The sequence below is a fragment of the Pseudomonas sp. GW822-FHT05A08 genome, assembly GCF_058800485.1.
The window spans coordinates 5928987-5949875 of the sequence record NZ_CM179511.1; the positions used below are offsets into that span (position 1 = coordinate 5928987).

The 20889-nt window shown below is 63.8% G+C and carries 20 protein-coding genes and 1 tRNA gene; all 21 read left to right on the forward strand.

Translation table 11 applies throughout. The annotated features are described in order from the left end of the window. Positions 1–2: 2 nt before the first annotated feature. Positions 3–854: a 4-(cytidine 5'-diphospho)-2-C-methyl-D-erythritol kinase gene (gene ispE, locus AC3RCP_RS26720; RefSeq protein WP_053262602.1), complete on the forward strand. Its 852-nt coding sequence runs from the start codon at positions 3–5 to the stop codon at positions 852–854. Between the two features lie 37 nt (positions 855–891). Beyond that, a tRNA-Gln gene (locus AC3RCP_RS26725) sits at positions 892–966 on the forward strand. 48 nt (positions 967–1014) lie between these two features. Then, positions 1015–1956, forward strand: coding sequence for a ribose-phosphate pyrophosphokinase (locus AC3RCP_RS26730; RefSeq protein ID WP_003171603.1), 942 nt, complete (start codon positions 1015–1017; stop codon positions 1954–1956). Positions 1957–2096: 140 nt separating this feature from the next. Continuing rightward, positions 2097–2696: a 50S ribosomal protein L25/general stress protein Ctc gene (locus AC3RCP_RS26735; RefSeq protein WP_007928342.1), complete on the forward strand. Its 600-nt coding sequence runs from the start codon at positions 2097–2099 to the stop codon at positions 2694–2696. A gap of 168 nt (positions 2697–2864) precedes the next feature. Next, entirely contained in the window at positions 2865–3449 is a 585-nt protein-coding gene (gene pth / locus AC3RCP_RS26740) for an aminoacyl-tRNA hydrolase (RefSeq protein ID WP_007928340.1), read from the forward strand. Positions 3450–3471: 22 nt separating this feature from the next. After that, positions 3472–4572 carry a redox-regulated ATPase YchF gene (gene ychF / locus AC3RCP_RS26745; RefSeq protein WP_007928338.1) on the forward strand — a complete coding sequence of 367 codons (1101 nt, stop codon included), beginning with the start codon at positions 3472–3474 and terminating at the stop codon, positions 4570–4572. 296 nt (positions 4573–4868) lie between these two features. Further along, positions 4869–5495: a response regulator gene (locus AC3RCP_RS26750; protein WP_101339080.1), complete on the forward strand. Its 627-nt coding sequence runs from the start codon at positions 4869–4871 to the stop codon at positions 5493–5495. A gap of 4 nt (positions 5496–5499) precedes the next feature. Then, positions 5500–9093, forward strand: coding sequence for an ATP-binding protein (locus tag AC3RCP_RS26755; protein ID WP_101339081.1), 3594 nt, complete (start codon positions 5500–5502; stop codon positions 9091–9093). A gap of 253 nt (positions 9094–9346) precedes the next feature. Then, positions 9347–10840: an N-acetylglucosamine-binding protein GbpA gene (gbpA, locus tag AC3RCP_RS26760; RefSeq protein WP_492570715.1), complete on the forward strand. Its 1494-nt coding sequence runs from the start codon at positions 9347–9349 to the stop codon at positions 10838–10840. A gap of 63 nt (positions 10841–10903) precedes the next feature. After that, positions 10904–11425 (forward strand): cytochrome b, encoded by a 522-nt coding sequence (locus AC3RCP_RS26765; RefSeq protein ID WP_492570714.1) that lies wholly within the window; start codon positions 10904–10906, stop codon positions 11423–11425. Then, positions 11422–11973, forward strand: a complete 552-nt coding sequence (locus tag AC3RCP_RS26770; RefSeq protein ID WP_492570713.1) for a type II secretion system protein N — start codon at positions 11422–11424, stop codon at positions 11971–11973. Before AC3RCP_RS26765 ends, AC3RCP_RS26770 begins: the two co-directional genes overlap by 4 nt. After that, the gene (gene gspD / locus AC3RCP_RS26775) at positions 11970–13871 is read left to right on the forward strand and encodes a type II secretion system secretin GspD (RefSeq protein WP_101339085.1); all 1902 of its coding nucleotides are present in this window, start codon (positions 11970–11972) and stop codon (positions 13869–13871) included. Before AC3RCP_RS26770 ends, gspD begins: the two co-directional genes overlap by 4 nt. Continuing rightward, a complete protein-coding gene (gspE, locus tag AC3RCP_RS26780) occupies positions 13868–15352 on the forward strand; it encodes a type II secretion system ATPase GspE (protein ID WP_492570712.1) in 1485 nt (494 codons plus the stop codon). The genes gspD and gspE overlap by 4 nt, the downstream gene beginning before the upstream one ends. Before the next feature lie 2 nt (positions 15353–15354). Then, positions 15355–16569: a type II secretion system inner membrane protein GspF gene (gspF, locus tag AC3RCP_RS26785; protein ID WP_492570711.1), complete on the forward strand. Its 1215-nt coding sequence runs from the start codon at positions 15355–15357 to the stop codon at positions 16567–16569. A gap of 12 nt (positions 16570–16581) precedes the next feature. Next, positions 16582–17016 carry a type II secretion system major pseudopilin GspG gene (gene gspG / locus AC3RCP_RS26790; protein ID WP_009045575.1) on the forward strand — a complete coding sequence of 145 codons (435 nt, stop codon included), beginning with the start codon at positions 16582–16584 and terminating at the stop codon, positions 17014–17016. A gap of 1 nt (position 17017) precedes the next feature. Beyond that, positions 17018–17500, forward strand: coding sequence for a type II secretion system minor pseudopilin GspH (gene gspH / locus AC3RCP_RS26795; protein ID WP_492570710.1), 483 nt, complete (start codon positions 17018–17020; stop codon positions 17498–17500). Next, positions 17484–17858 (forward strand): type II secretion system minor pseudopilin GspI, encoded by a 375-nt coding sequence (gspI, locus tag AC3RCP_RS26800; protein WP_007923211.1) that lies wholly within the window; start codon positions 17484–17486, stop codon positions 17856–17858. The genes gspH and gspI overlap by 17 nt, the downstream gene beginning before the upstream one ends. Further along, positions 17855–18457 carry a type II secretion system minor pseudopilin GspJ gene (gene gspJ, locus AC3RCP_RS26805; RefSeq protein ID WP_101339090.1) on the forward strand — a complete coding sequence of 201 codons (603 nt, stop codon included), beginning with the start codon at positions 17855–17857 and terminating at the stop codon, positions 18455–18457. Before gspI ends, gspJ begins: the two co-directional genes overlap by 4 nt. Then, a complete protein-coding gene (gspK, locus tag AC3RCP_RS26810) occupies positions 18450–19322 on the forward strand; it encodes a type II secretion system minor pseudopilin GspK (RefSeq protein ID WP_492570709.1) in 873 nt (290 codons plus the stop codon). Before gspJ ends, gspK begins: the two co-directional genes overlap by 8 nt. A 5-nt stretch (positions 19323–19327) precedes the next feature. After that, positions 19328–20410, forward strand: coding sequence for a type II secretion system protein GspL (gene gspL, locus AC3RCP_RS26815; RefSeq protein ID WP_492570708.1), 1083 nt, complete (start codon positions 19328–19330; stop codon positions 20408–20410). Positions 20411–20413: 3 nt separating this feature from the next. Next, positions 20414–20884: a type II secretion system protein GspM gene (gspM, locus tag AC3RCP_RS26820; RefSeq protein WP_457274907.1), complete on the forward strand. Its 471-nt coding sequence runs from the start codon at positions 20414–20416 to the stop codon at positions 20882–20884. The last annotated feature ends 5 nt before the right edge of the window (positions 20885–20889 follow it).

The window sequence follows — 20889 nt, forward strand, 5'->3', positions numbered from 1 at the left end:
GCATGAGCGCGCCACGACTGACCCTGCCCTCCCCGGCAAAACTCAATCTGATGCTGCATATCCTCGGCCGCCGTGAAGACGGCTATCACGAACTGCAGACGATTTTTCAGTTTCTCGATTACGGCGATGAAATCACCTTTGCCGTGCGCGATGACGGCGTCATTCGCCTGCATACGGAGTTCGCCGGCGTCCCCCACGACAGCAACCTGATCGTGCGCGCGGCCAAACAGCTTCAGGAACAATCCGCATGCCCGTTGGGCATCGATATCTGGATCGAGAAAGTCCTGCCCATGGGCGGCGGCATCGGTGGCGGCAGTTCCAATGCAGCAACCACTCTGCTGGGCCTGAATCACCTCTGGCAACTGGGCTGGAACGAAGATCGCCTGGCCGCGCTGGGCCTTTCCCTGGGCGCCGACGTGCCGGTTTTCGTGCGGGGGCATGCAGCTTTCGCCGAGGGCGTGGGAGAAAAACTCACCCCGGTAGACCCCGAGGAACCTTGGTATCTCGTGCTGGTGCCGCAAGTCTCTGTAAGTACAGCAGAAATTTTTTCAGATCCGCTGTTGACACGTGACACTCCGCCCATTAAAGTGCGCCCCGTTCCCAAGGGAAACGGCAGAAATGACTGTTTGCCGGTGGTTGCAAGGCGTTATCCAGATGTACGTAACGCATTGAATTTGCTAGGTAAATTTACCGAAGCAAAACTGACCGGAACTGGAAGTTGTGTGTTTGGGGGCTTCCCAAGCAAAGCTGAAGCTGATAAAGTCTCGGCCCTTCTTACAGAGACCCTTACAGGGTTTGTAGCAAAAGGAAGCAACGTTTCGATGTTGCATCGCAAGCTGCAAAGCCTGCTCTAAAAGGAACCAAGTGCCAGGCACTTGATGCAACAGATACAGGGGCGTCGCCAAGCGGTAAGGCAGCAGGTTTTGATCCTGCCATGCGTTGGTTCGAATCCAGCCGCCCCTGCCATTTTCCTTATACTCATCCAGGTATACCCTCAGCCTTCAGGTACTGCGCGTGTCCAAGATGATGGTCTTTACGGGGAACGCTAACCCCGATCTGGCTCGACGTGTCGTACGTCAGCTGCATATCCCTCTCGGTGACATCTCTGTCGGTAAATTTTCCGACGGCGAAATTACCGCTGAGATCAATGAAAATGTCCGCGGTAAAGACGTCTTCATTATTCAGCCGACTTGCGCTCCGACCAACGATAACCTGATGGAACTCGTCGTGATGGCTGATGCCTTCCGCCGCTCCTCAGCGACTCGAATCACTGCTGTAATTCCTTACTTTGGTTATGCCCGTCAGGATCGCCGTCCGCGTTCCGCACGTGTGGCTATCAGCGCGAAAGTCGTGGCTGACATGCTTACCGTAGTCGGCATCGACCGTGTTCTCACGGTTGATCTGCATGCTGACCAGATTCAGGGCTTCTTCGATATTCCAGTAGATAACATCTACGGCTCCCCGGTTCTGGTGGATGACATCGAAGACCAACGTTTCGAAAACCTGATGATCGTCTCCCCGGACATTGGCGGCGTCGTGCGTGCACGTGCCGTGGCCAAATCCCTGGGCGTGGATCTCGGGATCATCGACAAGCGCCGCGAGAAAGCCAATCACTCTGAAGTGATGCATATCATCGGTGACGTTGAAGGCCGTACCTGCATCCTGGTTGACGACATGGTCGATACCGCCGGCACCCTGTGCCACGCGGCCAAGGCCCTGAAAGAGCATGGCGCTGCCAAGGTCTTTGCCTACTGCACACACCCTGTGCTGTCGGGTCGAGCAATCGAGAACATTGAAAATTCCGTGCTGGACGAGCTGGTGGTGACCAACACCATCCCGCTGTCCGCTGCAGCACAAGCCTGTGCGCGTATCCGTCAACTGGATATCGCACCGGTTGTTGCCGAAGCGGTTCGCCGTATCAGCAACGAAGAATCGATCAGCGCGATGTTCCGCTAGGGCCCTGCCCTAGCCTTACATCTCGATGACGAAAAGCGCCCCGCCCCAGCATTCCTGTTGGGGCGGGGCTTTTTTGCCCATATCGCCTTTAGCGCTGGTCGCAAACGCTGGGGCGAGTGTGGTTATTTTGGAGATACAACATGAACGATTTTACTCTGAATGCTGAACTGCGTTCCGACCTGGGGAAAGGTGCGAGCCGCCGCCTGCGTCGTCTCGCAAGCCTGGTTCCAGCTGTAGTTTACGGTGGTGACAAAGCCCCTGAATCCATCAGCATGCTGGCCAAAGAAGTTGCCAAACTGCTCGAAAACGAAGCGGCTTTCAGCCACGTTATCGAACTGAACGTTGGCGGCACCAAGCAAAACGTCGTGATCAAGGCGCTGCAACGTCACCCGGCCAAAGGCCACGTGATGCACGCTGACTTCGTACGCGTTGTTGCTGGTCAGAAACTGACCGCTATCGTTCCAGTGCACTTCATCAACGAAGCTGCTCCGGTCAAGAAAGGCGGCGAGATTTCGCACGTTATCGCTGAAATCGAAGTGTCCTGCCTGCCGAAAGACCTGCCTGAGTTCATCGAAGTCGACCTGGGCGACGCTGAAATCGGCACCATCGTTCACCTGTCGAACATCAAGGCTCCTAAAGGCGTTGAGTTCGTTGCTCTGGCTCACGGTAACGACCTGGCTGTTGCCAACGTTCACGCTCCACGTGTTGCTCCAGAAGCTGCAGAAGGCGCTGCAGAGTAATTCACTCTGCTTGCCGGAGTTACCGGAAACATCGCGGACTGGAACGTAGCGAGAAAGCGGGCGGGAACGCGGAGTTTACATAATGGTAAATGAGCACTTGTCGTCCACTTTCGCCGCACACTCCAGTCGCGGCGATGTTATCCACAACTCCAAGGAAGGGCCCCTATCGTGACTGCCATCAAACTGATCGTTGGCCTGGGTAATCCAGGCGCCGAATACGAACAGACCCGGCATAACGCAGGGGCCCTTTTTGTTGAGCGCATCGCCGAGAAACAAGGCGTCAGCCTTGTGGCCGATCGCAAATATTTCGGCCTGACCGGGCGCTTTTCGCACCAGGGTCAGGACATTCGTCTGCTGATACCCACCACCTACATGAACCGCAGCGGCCAGGCCGTGGCGGCATTGGCCGGTTTCTTCCGTATCAAGCCCGAAGAAATCCTGGTGGCGCATGACGAACTCGACCTGCCACCCGGCGTCGCCAAGCTCAAACAGGGCGGCGGGCATGGCGGGCACAATGGGTTGCGCGACATCATCGCGCAACTGGGCAACCAGAATACCTTTCACCGCTTGCGGCTTGGCATCGGCCACCCAGGCGTCGCCAGCATGGTCTCGAACTTTGTCCTGGGTCGTGCGCCGCGCGCCGAACAGGAAAAGCTCGATGCCAGCATCGATTTTGCCCTCGGCGTGCTGCCGGATATCTTCGCCGGTGAATGGAACCGTGCGATGAAAAACCTGCACAGCCAGAAGGCCTGACTCTTATCCGAGGGGAAACACCATGGGATTCAACTGCGGCATCGTCGGCCTGCCTAACGTCGGCAAGTCCACCCTGTTCAACGCCCTGACCAAATCCGGTATCGCGGCCGAGAACTTCCCCTTCTGCACCATCGAGCCGAACAGCGGCATCGTGCCGATGCCGGATCCGCGTCTGGACGCCCTGGCCGCCATCGTGGTGCCCGAGCGCGTGCTGCCGACCACCATGGAGTTCGTCGACATCGCCGGCCTGGTGGCGGGCGCCTCGAAAGGTGAAGGCCTGGGTAACAAGTTCCTGGCCAACATCCGCGAAACCGATGCCATCGCCCACGTGGTCCGCTGCTTCGAAGACGACAACGTGATCCACGTGTCCAACAGCGTCGACCCGAAACGCGACATCGAGATCATCGACCTGGAACTGATCTTCGCCGACCTCGACAGCTGCGAAAAGCAACTGCAGAAAGTTGCGCGCAACGCCAAGGGCGGTGACAAGGACGCCGTGGCGCAGAAAGCCCTGCTCGAGCAACTGATCGCGCACTTCACCGAAGGCAAGCCAGCGCGCAGCCTGATGAAGAACATGAGCGCCGACGAAAAAGCAGTGATCAAAGGCTTCCACCTGCTGACCACCAAGCCGGTCATGTACATCGCCAACGTTGCTGAAGACGGTTTCGAAAACAACCCGCACCTTGACGTGGTCAAGGCCATCGCCGAAGAAGAAGGCGCCGTGGTGGTGCCGGTCTGCAATAAGATCGAAGCGGAAATCGCCGAACTTGAAGACGGCGAAGAGAAAGACATGTTCCTCGAAGCCCTGGGCCTCGAAGAACCTGGCCTGAACCGCGTGATCCGCGCCGGCTACGAGATGCTGCACCTGCAGACCTACTTCACCGCCGGCGTCAAGGAAGTGCGCGCCTGGACCGTCCGCGTCGGCGCTACCGCTCCGCAGGCCGCCGCGGTGATCCACACCGACTTCGAGAAAGGCTTCATCCGCGCCGAAGTGATCGCCTACAACGACTTCATCCAGTTCAAGGGTGAAGCCGGTGCCAAGGAAGCCGGCAAATGGCGCCTGGAAGGCAAGGACTACATCGTCAAGGACGGCGACGTGATGCACTTCCGCTTCAACGTCTGATCTGACCTGTGCGAAATGCCCCGTGGCTTGAAACCCAAGCCACGGGCTCGCCGATGGGACTCCTGGCCCTGCTGGCTGTTACGCCCCCCCCTTACTCCCTCCTATTTGCCAATGTTTTACGGACATCCCCTGCCCCATGCCCGCTGTCAGGCCAATGCCTGTTTTGCCTGAAGCGGTGGACACTTCATCGCGCCACTCGACAGGAGTACCCTGCGCACCGCTGACACTGTCAGATACTTGCATGCGTTCTGCTTAACTCTATGCTCTCGCTACGCACGGACAGGAACCCACCACAGATGCAAAGGAAAGTAATACTCGTCGACGATCATCTGCTGACACTGATCGGCATCCGCGCCTCGCTCAGCGGCGACAGCACGTTGCAGATCGTCGGCGAGGCCCAGAATGTCGAAGGGCTGTTCCAGCTGTTGGCCGAACAGCCCTGCGATCTGGTCGTCACCGATCTGATGATGCCCCACAGCGAACAGGCCGACGGCATCCGCCTGATCGAACAGTTGCGCCGCCGTTACCCCGAGATCGCAGTCATCGTGGTGACCATGCTCAACAACCCGGCGCTGCTGGCCTCGATCCTCAAGCTGGGGGTCCAGGGGTTGATCAGCAAGCGCGGGGTACAAGGCGACCTGCAAAAGGCCATTCGCGCCAGCCAGGCCAAACCCTTCGTCTCCCCGTCCATCCGGCATCTGTTCGACCCCATGGAGCCTCTGGCCGAGGTCGAACAACTGTCCCCTCGCGAAGTCGAGGTGCTACGCCTCTACGGCGCCGGGCTGTCGGTCAATGAAATAGCCACGCACCTCAATCGTTCCAAGCAGACCATCAGCAGCCAGAAGAGCAGTGCCATGCGCAAGCTGGGCCTGGACAGCAATGCCAGCCTCTACCTGTACATCCAGGAAGTCGGGCTGGCCTGAGACTATGCCGAACCCTCCAGCCGGCCTGCCGCGCCTGATCCTCTGGATCATGCTCTTGCTGACCAGTGTCGCGTCCCTGGGCGCCGCCGAGCCTGAGCCTGCTCCGCTGTCCCTGGCCACGCTGATGGCCATGCGTCAGACGCTGCCCCCTCGCCCGCTACGGGTCGCCGAAGTGAGCGCCTCCAACGAGCAACCCGAGCCTCGTGGCAACGATGTGCTCAACCAGATCACCAACGACTACCTGGAACATATCAGTCAGTTTCTCGAACTGCCGATTCAACGGGTGCCCTACCCTTCGGTGGACAGTGCCATCGCCGCCCTGATCGCTGGGGACATCGACCTGATGCCCCGCGCCACCGAGTACGAAAGAAAACAGCCAGGGTTCGTCTACAGCAAGCCCTACCTGGACAACGAGCCGATCATCGTCGGACGCATCGCCGACAAGGACCTGTCCCCTGACCTGGCGGGCAAACGCGTGCTGGTTCCGGCCTACTACGTGCAGGCTGAAACAGTCGGCAAGGCCTATCCCAAGGCTGAACTGATCGTGATCAACAGCATTGTCGAAGGCCTGCAGCGCCTGTCCGACGGCGAAGCCGACGCCCTGATCGGCGATCAGCTGCGCACCAATTTCTACATGCGCAGCCTGGCCAACCTCAAGTTGCAGAACAAGTACGTCGCCAATCTGCCGGCCATGGGTTTCAGCTTCGCCGCCCGCGGGCATGAGGACAATCTGGTGCCCCTGATCAACGCCGCGCTGAAGACGGTTTCCCGGGAGCGCAAGCAGGAGATATTGCAGCACTGGGAACGCTCGCCCTGGCTGTTCGCGCCGACCGACTCCTTCGCCCTCAACAGCGCGGAAGACAACTGGCTCAAGCATCTTCCTTCGCTGAACCTGATCGCCCACGAAATCCCCAATTACCTGTACCGCAAGGACGACGGCCAATGGGCCGGACTGGCGTTCAATGTGCTGCGCAGCCTGGCCGACGACTATCAACTGCAACTGAACATCATCGACAGCCAGTCCCCGGACATCGACCGCCAGCGCCTGGAACGGGATGAGGCGCAAATCGCCCTATCGCTGGCACCGATTCCGGTCCGGCAAAAGAGCCTGTTATTCAGCGATGGCTTCGGCACCGAGTACTGGGCCTTCATTACCCGCGAGGGCGCCAGTTCCCCCAGCTCGCTGGCGGCCCTGGGGGGCAGGCGCCTGGCGATCGCCGCCGGACATCCCCTGCAGCCTCTGCTCCAGAGCCGCTATCCGAGCATCGAACTGGTACTCACCGACCACTACTCCCAGTCCCTGCATCTGGTCGAACAGGGCATGGTCGACGCCACGCTGAACAGCGCAGCCGATGCCCAACAGCTGGACAATCCCCGGCTCCGGGCCGGCAAGCAGTTCCAGGCCCAGGCCGAGCCCCTGGTGTTCGCCGTATCGGCCAAGCACCCCGAACTCCTGAGCATTCTCAACAAACTCCTGTATTCGTTGAAAACTTCGGACGGCAACCAGGACCGCATCAGCATCCAGGCGCGCCCCGCCACCAAGGGTTCGCTCTGGGCCTACCTGCCGAGCTGGGTCTGGCAAAGCGCCGCGCTGGTCCTGGTGCTGGTGCTGCTGTCGTTTTACTGGAACTGGCGCCTGCGGATTCAGATCCGCCAGCGGCGCGTCGCGCAGAATCAGCTCAAGGACCAACTGGCCTTCCAGTTCGCCTTGCTCAACGGCTTGCCCATCCCGCTTTACGTGCGTGACTTGCAAGGGCGGCTGAGCACCTGCAACCACGCTTATGAGCAGTTCTTCGGCCGGTCCCTGGACGAGATGCGCGGCACCACGCCGCAAGAGCAAGGCATCGCCCCACGCGCCCTGGCCCTGGATCTGGAGGAGCAGCACCAACGGCTGCTGGATAACCGCCAGTCGCAATTCCTCGACAGCGTGATCGAGGTCGATGGCCAGGCCCATCATATCTACCAATGGCTGGTGCCCTTCTACACCGCCCTCGGCAAGCAGCAGGGCCTGCTGGGCGGCTGGATCGACATCAGCGTGCGCAAGCACCTGGAACACAAGCTGCTCGAAGCCCAGCAGCAGGCAATCGACGCCAGCGCGGCGAAAAGCCAGTTCCTCGCGACCATGAGCCATGAGCTGCGCACCCCGCTGAACGCCATGGTCGGCCTGCTGGAGCTGGAAACCAGCGGCGCGTCCACCCCTTCGCAAAACCTCAGCATCGCCCAGCAGTCGGCGCAATCGATGATCGACCTGATCGGCAATATTCTCGATCTGGACAAGGTCGAGACTGGCCAGATGGAGCTGGTGCCCGGCCCCACCGACCTCGATCAACTATTGGCCAACTGCCTTGAGCTGTTCGCCGCGCAGGCCCGGGAAAAACACCTGGAGCTGAAGCTGCGACACCGCCTGCCCCCCGAGCGGCGCTACCAGGTGGACGCCCTGCGCCTGACGCAGATCCTTCACAACCTGTTGTCCAACGCCTTGAAGTTCACGAACCAGGGCTGGGTCGAACTGTCGGTCCAGGAGCTGGACTCGGGGCCTCGGCAAAGCCGCCTGATGTTCCATGTCAGCGACACCGGCATCGGCATCGCCGAGGATCAGCAGCCGCAGATTTTCGCGCCTTACCAACAAGCCCACGCCGAGATCGCCCACCTGCACGGCGGCTCCGGCCTGGGCCTGAGCATCTGCAAACAGCTGGTCGAACTCATGGGCGGCAGCATCCGCCTCGCCAGTGCAGCGGGCCAGGGTTGCCGGGTCAGCTTCGAACTGACCCTGCCCTGGCAACCGGACGAGGACGAGCCGCAGCATGCCCTTCAAGGCGCTACGGCGGTGGCCGGGTTGAATGTACTGATCGTCGACGACGTTTCCACCAACGGCCTGGTGCTCGAACAGCAACTGCTCAGGCTCGGCCATCGCGGGACCTACGTCAGCAATGGCAAGGCGGCGTTGCAAGCCTGGGAGCAGGGCCACTTCGATGTGCTGGTCACCGATTGCAACATGCCGCACATGGACGGCTACGCCCTGGCCCGCAATGTCCGTGCCGCAGAACAGGCGCGCGGGCTACCCAGGATCCCGATCATCGGCTACACCGCCCGCGCCCTGGCAGACGAAAAGCAGCGTTGCCAGGCGGCCGGCATGGATGACCTGATGATCAAGCCCATCGTCCTCGAGCGTCTGCGGGAAATACTCGGCAAGCTGAAAGCGCCCGGGCTATCCAGTTCATCTCTCAACGCCCCCCTCACGCCGCCCCTCGCCCCAGCGCCTGACGAGGAGGCTGCCGCGACGTTCGACCTGTCCTACCTGGAGGGTTTCCAGAACGATCCGCAGCTCAAGGAGCGCTTGCTCCAGGAGCTGCGCCGGAACCTGGAACAGGAGCGCGAGCTGCTGAGCGCCCCGCTGCCCGACACACCGGATTTCCTCGAACAGTGGGTCCACCGGGTCAGCGGCCTGGCCTGCACGGTCGATTCGCCGGCGTTGATGCGGGCCTGCCTCGACCTGCAACGTGCGACTCATGAAGGCGAGCAGGCCCTGGAGGCGCAACGCCACGCGGTGCTGTCGGTCATCGAACGCATGCTGCGCGATATCGAACACCACGCCTGACCCATCCCGGACAGCCCTGAGCAACAATTCCGGCCCTGGGCAACCCCAGGCTGCCCTCCTGAAACATTTTGTTCCATTCCCTGGCTCGCCGTTTCGTACTCGTCTCATACAAGGCAAAAGCCCCGCTCGGCATCCTAGGCCCCCTTCGAAGCCGGGCGCCGCGGACCAGGAACATTCCAGGTCGACTCATTGGGCGGCCGGCATCGAAGAACTCAAAAAAGACTCTTTCACATCCCTAATTCAAGGTGATTCGATGCTTCATAACACCCGCGCCAGCGCCATGCGCAAGCTTCCGTTGGCCATCACCCTCGGCCTGGCTTCACTGGCCAGCCAGCAAGCCTTCGCCCACGGTTATGTCGAAAGTCCGAAGTCCCGTGCCTTCATGTGCTCCGCCACCGGCGGCAACCTCAACCGCGATTGCGGCCCCGTCACTTACGAACCGCAGAGTGTCGAGTACTCGCCATCGGTCCAGCATCACTACCCCAAGGATTACTGCTCGGGCGACTTCACCCAATGCGGTCCGGCGAACGGCACCATCCCGGCGGGCGGCATCACCAGCTTCTCGCAGCTCAACGAGCAGACGGCGACCCGCTGGGAGAAAACCACGATCAAGCCGGGCATGAATGAATTCACCTGGCACTACTCCGCCGGTCACGCCAGCGCCTACTACCAGTTCTACATCACCAAGAAAGACTGGAACCCGAACCAGCCGCTGACCCGCGACTCCTTCGAGATGACCCCGCTGCTCAATGAAAACGCCGGTGGCGTGCGTCCGCCGGCCGGTGGCAAGACCAAGCACAAGGTCAACATTCCTGCTGACCGCAGCGGTTACCACGTGATCCTGGCGACCTGGAAAATCGCCGACACCGCCGCCACCTTCTACCAGGCCATCGACGTCAACATCGACAACGATGGCGCGCCGATTCCCGACTGGAAAATCCTCGGCGCGGTACAGCCTGAACAACTGCGTGTCGGCGACAAGGTCAGCACTCGCGTGTTCACCAATGCCGGTGAACAGCAGAACCGCCAGACCCGCCTGAACATCGAAACCGCCGAGCAGGCCCAGGCCAACACCTGGCCGTTCCTGTTGGCGGAAAAGGTCAACAAGGCCAATGCCGGCTATGTGATGGGCGAGCTCAACGCCAACAACGAAGTCGTTCCCAACTACGGCAAGAACACCATGTACGCCAAGAACAACAGCGACGTGGTGCGTGTGGAAATCCAGAAAGAGCAGCCGAGCATTCCTGGCGAGCTGAAACTTTCCGGCCTGCAGGCCGAGTACACCTTGAAGGACAACGCCACCGACCTGCACTTCAACGCCATTGCCCAGGGCGGCAAGTACACCATCAGCTCGACGGTCTTCAACGGCAAGAACGAAAGCATTGCTCACGTACAAGCCGAGCCTGGCAACAACACCCCGCACTTCTCCATCCCGCTGCGTAATGTCAGCGAAGGTGAGTACGACGTGGTGGTCGTGGCCAAGCCGGAGAAAGGCGAGCAGCTGCAACAAAGCCAGCGCATCACCCTCAAAGCCGAGGAAGTGGGCGGCGGCGGTGATTACGACTTCGTCTTCCCCAAAGGCCTGACCGGCTACAAGGCCGGCACCAAGGTCCTGGCCAAGGACGGCAACGTCTATGAATGCAAGCCGTTCCCTTACAGCGGCTACTGCATCCAGTGGAACGCTGGCGCCACTCAGTTCGAGCCTGGCGTGGGCAGCAACTGGAAGGACGCCTGGATTCGCAAGTAATCCATAACCTGACCAACCGCAGCGTGGTGCCTCGGCACCGCGTTGCGGACCTTGGGAATCGACATGAATCACCCTCACTACTCAAGACCGCGCAGGCTGCTGCACTGGCTGTTCGCCGCCGTTGTGCTGTGGGCCACGATCAGCGGCTATGCCAGCGCCCTGTTGCAGCCGCCAAGCTCGGTCCAACAGGCGATCGCCTTTATCAATGTCTCGCTGACCACCCTGCTGGTGCCGCTGTTCGTCCTGCGGCTGTTCTACCTGGTGCGTCATCCCGCTCCGGCGGCGCCCGCCCATCAGAGCGCGGCTGAGCGCAAGCTGGTGCATGCCGGGCATGGCGCCCTGCTGGTCACCCTCGGTACCGTGCTATTCAGCGGCGTGCTGATGATGTCGCGCCCGATCGACCTGTTCGGCCTGCAGCTCCCGCAACCCTTGCAGGACCCGGCGGCCATCACCTTTTTCGAAGAGCTTCACCACTACAGCTGCATGGCCCTGGCCCTGCTGGTAGCCGGCCATATCGCCGCGGTGATCCTCCACCAATGGCGCGGGCAGGGCGTGCTCAGACGCATGCTGCCCAAACGCCCATGAAAACGCTGCTCTCATGGCGCCCGCGCGGCGCCGGCCAGCGCTATCTACTGCCCGTAAGCCTGGTCGCCCTGGGTCTCTGGCTGAGCTGGCTCGGCCTCGACAGCTGGACCTACCGGCAAGTCGTGGCGGGCCAGCCGGTGCCGAGCGCGGTACCGAGCGCCAGCGCCGAACAGCGGCTGCCCGCGCCCCTGGACGATCGCAACATCGCCAGGGTGTTCGGCGCCGTACCGGTCGAATTCGACAGCGCGCAGGCCAGCCTGCCGCTGGTCCTGCTCGCCAGCCTGCTGGGCAGCCAGCCCGAACAATCCAGGGCCCTGATCCAGTACGCCGACAGCCGGGCCTTCTACTCCCCGGGCGAACGCCTGCCCGACGGCACGCTGCTCAAGAGTGTCAGCGCCGATCAGGTGGTGGTGCTGCGCAACGGCCGTGAACAGAACCTGCTGCTACCCGGGCGCCAACTGCGCCTGCTCAGCCCCCAGACAACCCCACCGGAGGTCGCCGACCGAAAAGCCACGGCCCTTCTGCGAGCGATAGAGAACACACCATGAAACTGTCCAAGATTGCAGGCGCCGTGCTCAGCCTCGGCCTTCTTTTGAGCGCCCTGCCCAGTACCGCGGCCCTCACCACCCAGCGCCTGTGGACGCTGAACATGAAGGACGCCGAACTGCGCGACCTGGCCAGCGAAGTCGGTGAAATCACCGGCAAGACCCTGGTGGTCGATGCCCGGCTGCAAGGCAAGGTCAGCGTGCAATCGTCCAGTGCGCTGGACAAGGACGGTATCTACTCGCTGTTCCTCAGCGTGCTGCGCAGCCAGGGTTTCGTCGCCCTGGACCAGGGCGACCGGGTGCTGATCGTGCCGGCGGTGGAAGCCAAGACCAAATCCAGCGAGCAATCGGGCGATGAGTTCGTGACCCGGGTCCTGGACCTGCGCAACGCCAACGCCGCGGAAATCTCCGGGGTGGTCCGCCCACTGGTGAGCGACGACGCCTATGTCGCGCCCTCGGCCAGCTCCAATGCCCTGGTGGTTTCCGACAGCGCCAGCAATGTCGAACGCATCCGCCAGGTGGTCAGCGAACTGGACCAGGCCGGCAATCGCTCGTTCAGCACCGTGGCGCTCAAGCATGCCTGGGCCAGCGATGTGGCCCGGACCCTGAACGAAAGCATCAGCCAGACGGGCAACGGCCCCAGCGACGCCAAGGCCGTGGGCGACGCCCGCAGCAACCGGGTGATCCTCGCGGGCTCCGCCCAGGCCCGCCAGCGCATGGCCGATCTGGTCAAGGCCATCGACGTGCCGAGCAATGCCAATGACAGCGCGCGGGTGGTGCGCCTGCACCACAGCGATGCGAAAAAACTCTCGAAGCTGCTCGACGGCATCGGCAAGCGCCTGGAAGACGGCAATCGCGGTGGCGGCGAAGGCAAGGGCAGCGGCAACTCGATCCTGGTGAGCGCCGACGAAAGCCAGAACGCCCTGGTGCTGATGGCCGACCCGGCGCAACTGAGCATGCTCGACAAAGTCATCACCCAGCTGGACCAGCCACGGGCCCAGGTGCTGGTGGAAGCGGCCATCGTCGAAGTCAGCGGCGACATCAACGAAGCCCTCGGCGTGCAATGGGCGGCGCGCGCCGGCAACGTCGCCGGCGGCACCAACTTCAGCGGCACCGGCCTGTCGATCGGTACGTTGCTGAGCTCGGGCAAGGACAAGAACATCACCCTGCCGGACGGCGCCATCATCGGCATCGGCACCAGCAATTTCGGCGCGCTGGTCACCGCCCTGTCCAGCGACTCGAAGAACAACCTGCTGTCCACCCCGAGCCTGCTGACCCTGGACAACGAAGCGGCGGAAATCCTCGTCGGCCAGAACGTGCCGTTCCAGACCGGCTCGTACACCACCGACACCGCCGGCGCCAGCAACCCCTTCACCACCGTGGAACGCCAGGACGTCGGCGTGACCCTCAAGGTGACGCCGCACATCAACGAGGGCAACACCCTGCGCCTGAAGGTCGAGCAGGAAAGCTCGGAACTGGCCAGCGCCCCGCCCGGCATCACCACCAGCGACGTGATCACCAACAAGCGCTCGGTGAAAAGCACCATCCTCGCCGACGACGGGCAGATCATCGTGCTCGGCGGCCTGATCAAGGACAACGTCAAGACCCAGGTCAGCAAGGTGCCGGTGCTGGGCAGCATTCCCCTGCTCGGCCGGCTGTTCACCAGCACCAAGGACGTCACCGAAAAGACCAACCTGATGGTCTTCCTGCGGCCGACCCTGGTGCGCGGCAGCGCCGATGCCGTCAACGTCAGCCAGCGCAAGTACAACGACCTGCGCAAGCTGCGCGCCAACGGTGACAGCCGCAGCGGCCTGGCCCTGCCCGCCGATTCACGCCAACTGTTCGATGCCGCCCCGCAGGATGGGACCATCGACATGCGCGCCAGAGAGCCACGCCGATGAACCCGGTCGCGCGCCTGCCCTTTGGTTTCGCCAAGCGCCATGGGGTCCTGCTGGAGCCCCTGGAGAGCGGCCTGCGGCTTTACTGCCGGGCCGATACGCCGGTGGAAATCCTCGCCGAGATCCGCCGCTGCCATGGCCCGCTGCTGGGCCACCGGATACTCGACGCCGAGGGTTTCGCCGAACTGCTGGCCGAGCACTATCGCGATGGACGCGACGACGCCATGCAAATGGCCGAGGGCCTGGGCGACCAGATCGCCGGCCAGGACGACCTGGCCAGCCTGGCCGAGCAACTGCCGCAGATCACCGACCTGCTGGAGCAGGAAGACGACGCGCCGATCATTCGCCTGATCAATGCGATCCTCGGCGAAGCGGTGAAGGTCAAGGCTTCGGATATCCACCTGGAAACCTTCGAGCAGCACCTGTCCGTGCGCCTGCGGGTCGACGGCCTGCTGCGCGAAGTGCTGCGCCCGCGCCGTGAACTGGCGGGCCTGCTGGTGTCGCGGATCAAGGTCATGTCCAAGCTCGACATCGCCGAGAAACGCATCCCCCAGGACGGCCGCATCGCCCTGCGCATCGGCGGCCATGAAGTGGACGTGCGGGTCTCCACCCTGCCTTCGGCCTACGGCGAACGGGTGGTCATGCGCCTGCTCGACAAACAGGCCGGGCGCCTGAACCTGGGGCGGCTGGGCATGGCCGAGGCGATCCGCGACAAGCTGGAAGACGCCCTGCGGCGCCCCCACGGCATCCTGCTGGTCACCGGCCCTACCGGCTCCGGCAAGACCACCACGCTGTATGCCGGGCTCAGCAGCCTGAACAACCAGACGCGCAACATCCTGACCATCGAAGACCCGGTGGAATACCACCTGGCCGGCATCGGCCAGACCCAGGTCAACACCAAGGTCGACATGACCTTCGCCCGTGGCCTGCGCGCCATTCTGCGCCAGGACCCGGACGTGGTCATGGTCGGCGAGATCCGTGACCGGGAAACCGCCGACATCGCCGTGCAGGCCTCCCTCACCGGCCACCTGGTGCTGTCCACCCTGCACACCAACAGCGCCATCGGCGCCGTCACCCGCCTGCTGGACATGGGCATCGAGCCCTTCCTGCTATGCACCTCGCTGCTCGGCGTGGTCGCCCAGCGCCTGGTGCGGGTGCTCTGCGGCGATTGCAAGAGCGCCACGCCGGCCGACGCCGCGGCCTGCCGCCAGTTGCACCTCGACCCGCAACAGGCCCCGCTGCTCTATCACCCGGTCGGCTGCCCGGCCTGCCAGCACAGCGGCTATCGCGGCCGCCAGGGCATCTACGAACTGGTGCTGTTCGACGAACCGCTGCGCCAGTTGATCCACGAAGGGGCTGGCGAGGCCGCCTTGACCCAGTACGCGCGCCAGCATGCCCACAGCCTGTTCGCCGACGGCCGGGACAAGGTGCTGCAAGGCGTCACCAGCGTCGAAGAACTGCTACGCGTAACCCGGGAGCACTGATCGTGGCCGCCTACGAATACCTCGCCATGTGCAACGCCGGGCGCAAGACCCGCGGCGTGCAGGAAGCCGACAGCGCCCGGCAGGTCCGCCAGCTGCTGCGCGAACGCAACCTGATCGCCCTGCAGGTCAAGCCGGCCCGCGGGCAACAGGACCGCTCCGGCGCCACGCTGACCAGCAGCCAACGCCTCAGCCCGGCGCGACTGGCCTTGCTCACCCGCCAGCTGGCGACCCTGGTCCAGGCCGCTCTGCCCCTGGAAGAAGTGCTGGCCGCCGTCGCCGCGCAATGCAGCAAGCGCGCGCAGCAAAGCATGATGCTGGCGATCCGCGCACGGGTGCTGGAAGGCCATGACCTGGCCCGAGCCATGGGCGAATACCCGCGCGCCTTCGCCTCGATGTACCGGGCCACGGTGGCCGCCGGCGAACGCGCCGGCCACCTGGCCCAGGTGCTGATGCAGCTGGCCGACTATACCGAGGCCCGGCATGCCGCCCGCCAGCAGCTGCAACTGGCCATGCTGTACCCGAGCATCCTGCTGCTGGCGGCCTTCGGCATCGTCGGTTTCCTGCTCAGTTTCGTGGTGCCGGATGTGGTCAAGGTGTTCATCGACAGCGGCCAGCAACTCCCGGTGCTGACCCGCGGCCTGATCGCCACCAGCGACTTCGCCCGGGACTACGGCCTGCTCCTGCTGCTGATGCTCGGCAGCCTCGCCGTCGGCCTGCGCGTGGCCCTGCGCAAGCCCGCCCTGGCCATGCGCTGGCATCAGGCCCAGCTGCGCTTGCCGGTGATCGGGCGGGTCATCCAGACCAGCAACAGCACCCGTTTTGTCAGCACCCTGGCGATTCTCGGACGCAGTGGCGTGCCACTTGTTGATGCTCTGGAGATTTCCGGCGAAGTGGTCGCCAACCAGCAGATTCGTACTCGTATGAAAGACGTGGCGCGTGCCGTACGCGAAGGTAGCGGGCTGACCCGAGCCCTGGAACAGAGCGGCGATTTCCCGCCGATGATGCTGTACATGATCGCCAGCGGCGAACGCTCGGGGGAACTGGACAGCATGCTCGAACGCGCCGCCCACCAGCAGCAGACCCAGCTGTCCAACGGCATCGCCATGCTGGTCGGGCTGTTCGAGCCGGCGATGCTGGTGTTCATGGGCGCCAGCGTGCTGGTGATCGTCCTGGCGATCCTGATGCCCATTCTCAACCTCAACCAACTCATCACCTGAAGAGCACACAACATGCGCAACCCTTCCCGCCAACGCGGCTTCACCCTGATCGAGATCATGGTGGTCGTGGTGATTCTCGGTGTCCTGGCCGCCCTGGTGGTCCCGCAGATCATGAGCCGTCCGGACCAGGCCAAGGTCACCGCCGCCCGCAGCGACATCAAGGCCGTGGCCACCGCCCTGGAAATCTACAAGCTCGACAACCATCACTACCCGTCGACCCAGCAGGGCCTGGAAGCCCTGGTGAAGAAACCGGCGGGCATGCCGGCGGCCCTCAACTGGAACCCCGACGGCTACCTCAAGCGCCTGCCCAAGGACCCCTGGGGCAACCCTTATCAGTTCCTCGCCCCGGGTCGCGAAGGCTCGGCCTACGACCTGTATTCCTTCGGTGCCGACGGCCGCAACGGCGGCGACGGGACCAACGCCGACATCGGCAACTGGGAGCCTTGAGGTGCGCAAGCCAATGGCGGGTTTCACCCTGCTGGAGCTGCTGGTGGTCATGGTGATCATCGGCTTGCTGGCCAGCATGGTCGGGCTGGTCCAGAGCGACTCGGGCGGGCAGAAGGCCCGGCGCGAGGCCGAGCACCTGCAAAACCTCATTGGCTTGCTGCGCGAAGACGCGGTGTTGAACAACCTCAATCACGGGCTGCGCCTGGAGCCGGACCACTACACAGTGCTGAGCCTCGACCGCGGCGGCCAGTGGCAGGCCGACAAACGCTTCAAGGAACACCGGCTGCCCGGCGAACTGCGCCTGAACCTGCAGGAGCCACCAGGCCAGAGCCAACGCCTGGGCCAGGGCAAGGAGCCGCAACTCTGGGTGCTGGCCAACGACCAGATCTCGCCCTTCAGCCTGCAGCTGGAGTACCGCCAGCAACCGCTGCTGTCGCTGTCCAGCGACGGTGTCGAGGAGGTGCGTCTTGCCCCGGTGCAATAAACAGGCGGGCTTCACCCTGCTGGAAGTGATGGTCGCCCTGGCCATCTTCGCCGTGCTGTCGCTGTCGCTCTACAGCGCCACCGAACACCTGATCGGCAACAACGGCGGCCTCAGCGAACGGACCCTGGCGCAATGGCTGGCGGACAACCGCCTGAACGAACTGCGCGCCGGCATGCGCCAGCCCCAGAGCCAGCGCCAGGAACCGGTCCGCTTCGCCGGGCGCGACTGGCTGCTGACCAGCGAAACCGCCGCGGCGCCCGACCCGCGTCTGCTGAAGATCGTGCTCGAAGTCTCCACCGACGCCCCCATGCCCCGGCAGCGCGCGCGCCTGGCCGGTTACCTGGAGGCCCGCCCATGAAACGCCGGCAACAGGGTTTCACCCTGCTCGAAGTGCTGATCGCCATGGCCCTGTTCAGCCTGCTCGGCCTGGCCTGCTATCAGTTGCTCGAACGCATGATGCACACCGACCAGCGGATTCATCAGCACGAACTGCAACTGCGGCGCCTGCAACGCGCGGTGGGTATCTTCGAACGTGACCTGACCCAGGCCATCGCCTATCCGGTCAATGGCAGTTCGGCGCGCCAGGCCCTGATCGGCGAACCGGGGCGCATCCAGCTGGTACGCGGCGGCTGGAGCAATCCCTTGCAACAGGCGCGCAACGACCTGCTGCTGGTCACCTATCGCTGGAGCGACAGCCAATGGCTGCGCGAGTACCGCAGCCCGGTGGACGGTCCCGACCTGTCCGGCACTGCCGCGCAACAACTGCTGCTCGATGGCGTCCGCCTCGAACGCCTGCGCTACATCGACGACCAGGGTCAGGCCCATTCCAACTGGCCCGTCGGCCAGGCGCCATTGAGCCTGCCCCAGGCGATTGAACTGGAACTCGACGCTCCGGGTTATCCCGGCCTGCGGCGGGTGATCCTGCTGCCGGGCTTCAAGGGGCTGGACCATGGTTAAGGCCTGTAGACAACGGGGCATCGCGCTGATCAGCGTGCTGTTGATCACCTCCCTGGCGACCCTGATCGTCAGTGACATGCTGGCCCGCCAGCGCCTGAGCCTGATCGGCAGCTCCAACCAGCTGCTGCAGCAACAACTGTGGCAACTGGCGCTCAGTGGCGAAGCCTGGGCCCGCGGCCAACTGCGCGACGACTGGCGCGACGAGCCGGAACCCAAGCGCGTACACCTGGGCCAACGCTGGGCCCACAGCACGCCGACCTTCGACATCGACAGCGGGCGTATCCGCATCCAGCTGCAAGACCTCGGCGCGCGTTTCAACCTCGGCACCCTGCGCACGCCCAACGACCGCATCAGTCGCCTGCGCTATCAACGCCTGCTGCAAGTGCTCGGCCTGCCGCCCCACGACCCCAGGCGCCTGCCGCCGGTCCGTGGTTTCGACGGCAAGCCGCTGGCCTGGAACGACAGCAGTGAGCTGATGCGCCTGGAAGGCGTCGACACAGCGGTCATGGAACGCCTGCGACCCTGGGTCAGAACCACGCCGGGGGCGCTGAACCTCAACACCGCCCCGGCCGAACAACTGGCCAGCCTGGGCAAGCTCGACCTGGCCCAGGCCACCGCCCTGGTGCAGGCGCGTCCCGCCGATGGCTACAAGACGGTGCAGGAGTTTCTCGACGCCCCCGTGCTGAAACAGCACGAGATCAACAGCCAGGGGCTCGATGTCAGCAGCCGCTATTTCCAGGCGGTGCTGGATGTCGAACTGGGCGACCGCCAATTGCGCCTGATCAGCCGCCTGCGCATCGAGCAGGACGGTCAGGTCAGCGTACTGCAGCGCACCCTCGCCGCCCCTTCCCGTTTTCCGGAGTAAACCCCATGCAAGCCTGGCTTTACCTCACCACCGTGACCGTGGACGACGACTCGCCCGTCACCTGGTGGCAAACCGACGGCGAGCCGGTGCACGGCACGCTGCAACAGGCGGCGGTGCTGGCCGGCCAGCGCCTGACCCTGCTGCTGCCGGCGGAAATCGCCAGCCATCACCGCTTCGACGTACCACCGCGCAGCGGCCGCTGGTTGCAGCAAGCCATCCATTCGGTGCTGGAAGAACGGCTGCTGGACGACCCCGAGCAATTGCACCTGGCCCGTGGGCCGTTGCAGGCGCGGCGGCACTGTCGCCTGTTCGCCCTGCAACGGCAGTGGCTGGAGCAACTGCTGGAACGCCTGGCCAGTCATGGCCTGACGGCCGAGCGCATTCATGTCGATGCCGACTGCCTGCCGGACAGCCAGGCCCTGGCCCTGCGTTGCCACGACCGCTGGCTGATCGGCGGGGCCTGCCAGCAACGCCTGGCGCTCGACGACCGGGCCCTCGAAGAGCTGGCCCCGCTGCTACCCGACAACCTGCAACGCAGCGAGGAAGCGCCCTGGCCGCTGTTGGCCCGGGGCAGCGCGCAAGCCATCGATCTGCGCCAGGGAGCCTTCGCCCCGCGCAGCCCGTCGCGCACGCCATGGCGGGCGTTGCTGGCAATCCTGGTCATCGCCTGCGGCGCTCAAGTGGCCCAGGACGTGGGTCATCGCTGGTTGCTGCAACACAAGGCCGCCGAGGTGACCGAGGCCAGCCTGGAACTCTGGCGCCAGCGCTTCCCCGACGAGCCCCGGGTGATCGACCTCGCCCGCCAGGTCCAGGCCCGTGCCCAGCAGGCCGGCCAGCCCCGACAAAGCCTGGCGCGCCGGCTCGACAGCCTGGCCCGCCAATGGACCGGCAGCGATGGCGGCGATACGCGGGTTCGCCGGCTGGACTACCAACAGGCGCAAGGCTGGACCCTGCAAGTCAACGCGCCGGATTTCTCCACCCTCGAACGCCTGCGCGAAGCCCTCGCGCAGCAGGGCGCGAATGTGCAGGCCGACTCGGCCGTGCTCGCTCCCGACGGGGTCAGCGCCCGCCTGAAAATCACGGACTAACCCATGACCACCCTTTTCAATCGTTACTCGAACCGCTGGCAGCAGCTACCGCCTCGCGATCGCCTGGCCCTGAAGCTGCTCAGCCTGTTTCTGGCCGTGACGCTGTTCTGGACCCTGCTCTGGAGTCCTCAGCGCCAGGCCCTGCGCCAGGCTGAACAGCAGTTCCAGGAGGCCCTGCAGTTGCAAACCGATCTGCTCAAACTCCCTTCGTCCACCCAGGCCCGCGGCCCGCAGGCCAACGGCCGAACCCTGGCCGGCCTGATCACCGCCAGCACGGCCGCGGCCAACCTGAGCATCGAACGCATGGACAGCGAAGAGTCCGGACGCCTCAATCTCAGCCTGGGCGGCGCGCTGCAAGACCTGCTGACCTGGCTGGACGACGTGGAAAACCAGGGCGTCAACCTGGTGTCGCTGCAGCTGGAGGTCGACCCTCAGGCCCTGGTCCAGGCCCGCCTGACCCTGGAGGCGAACTGATCGCG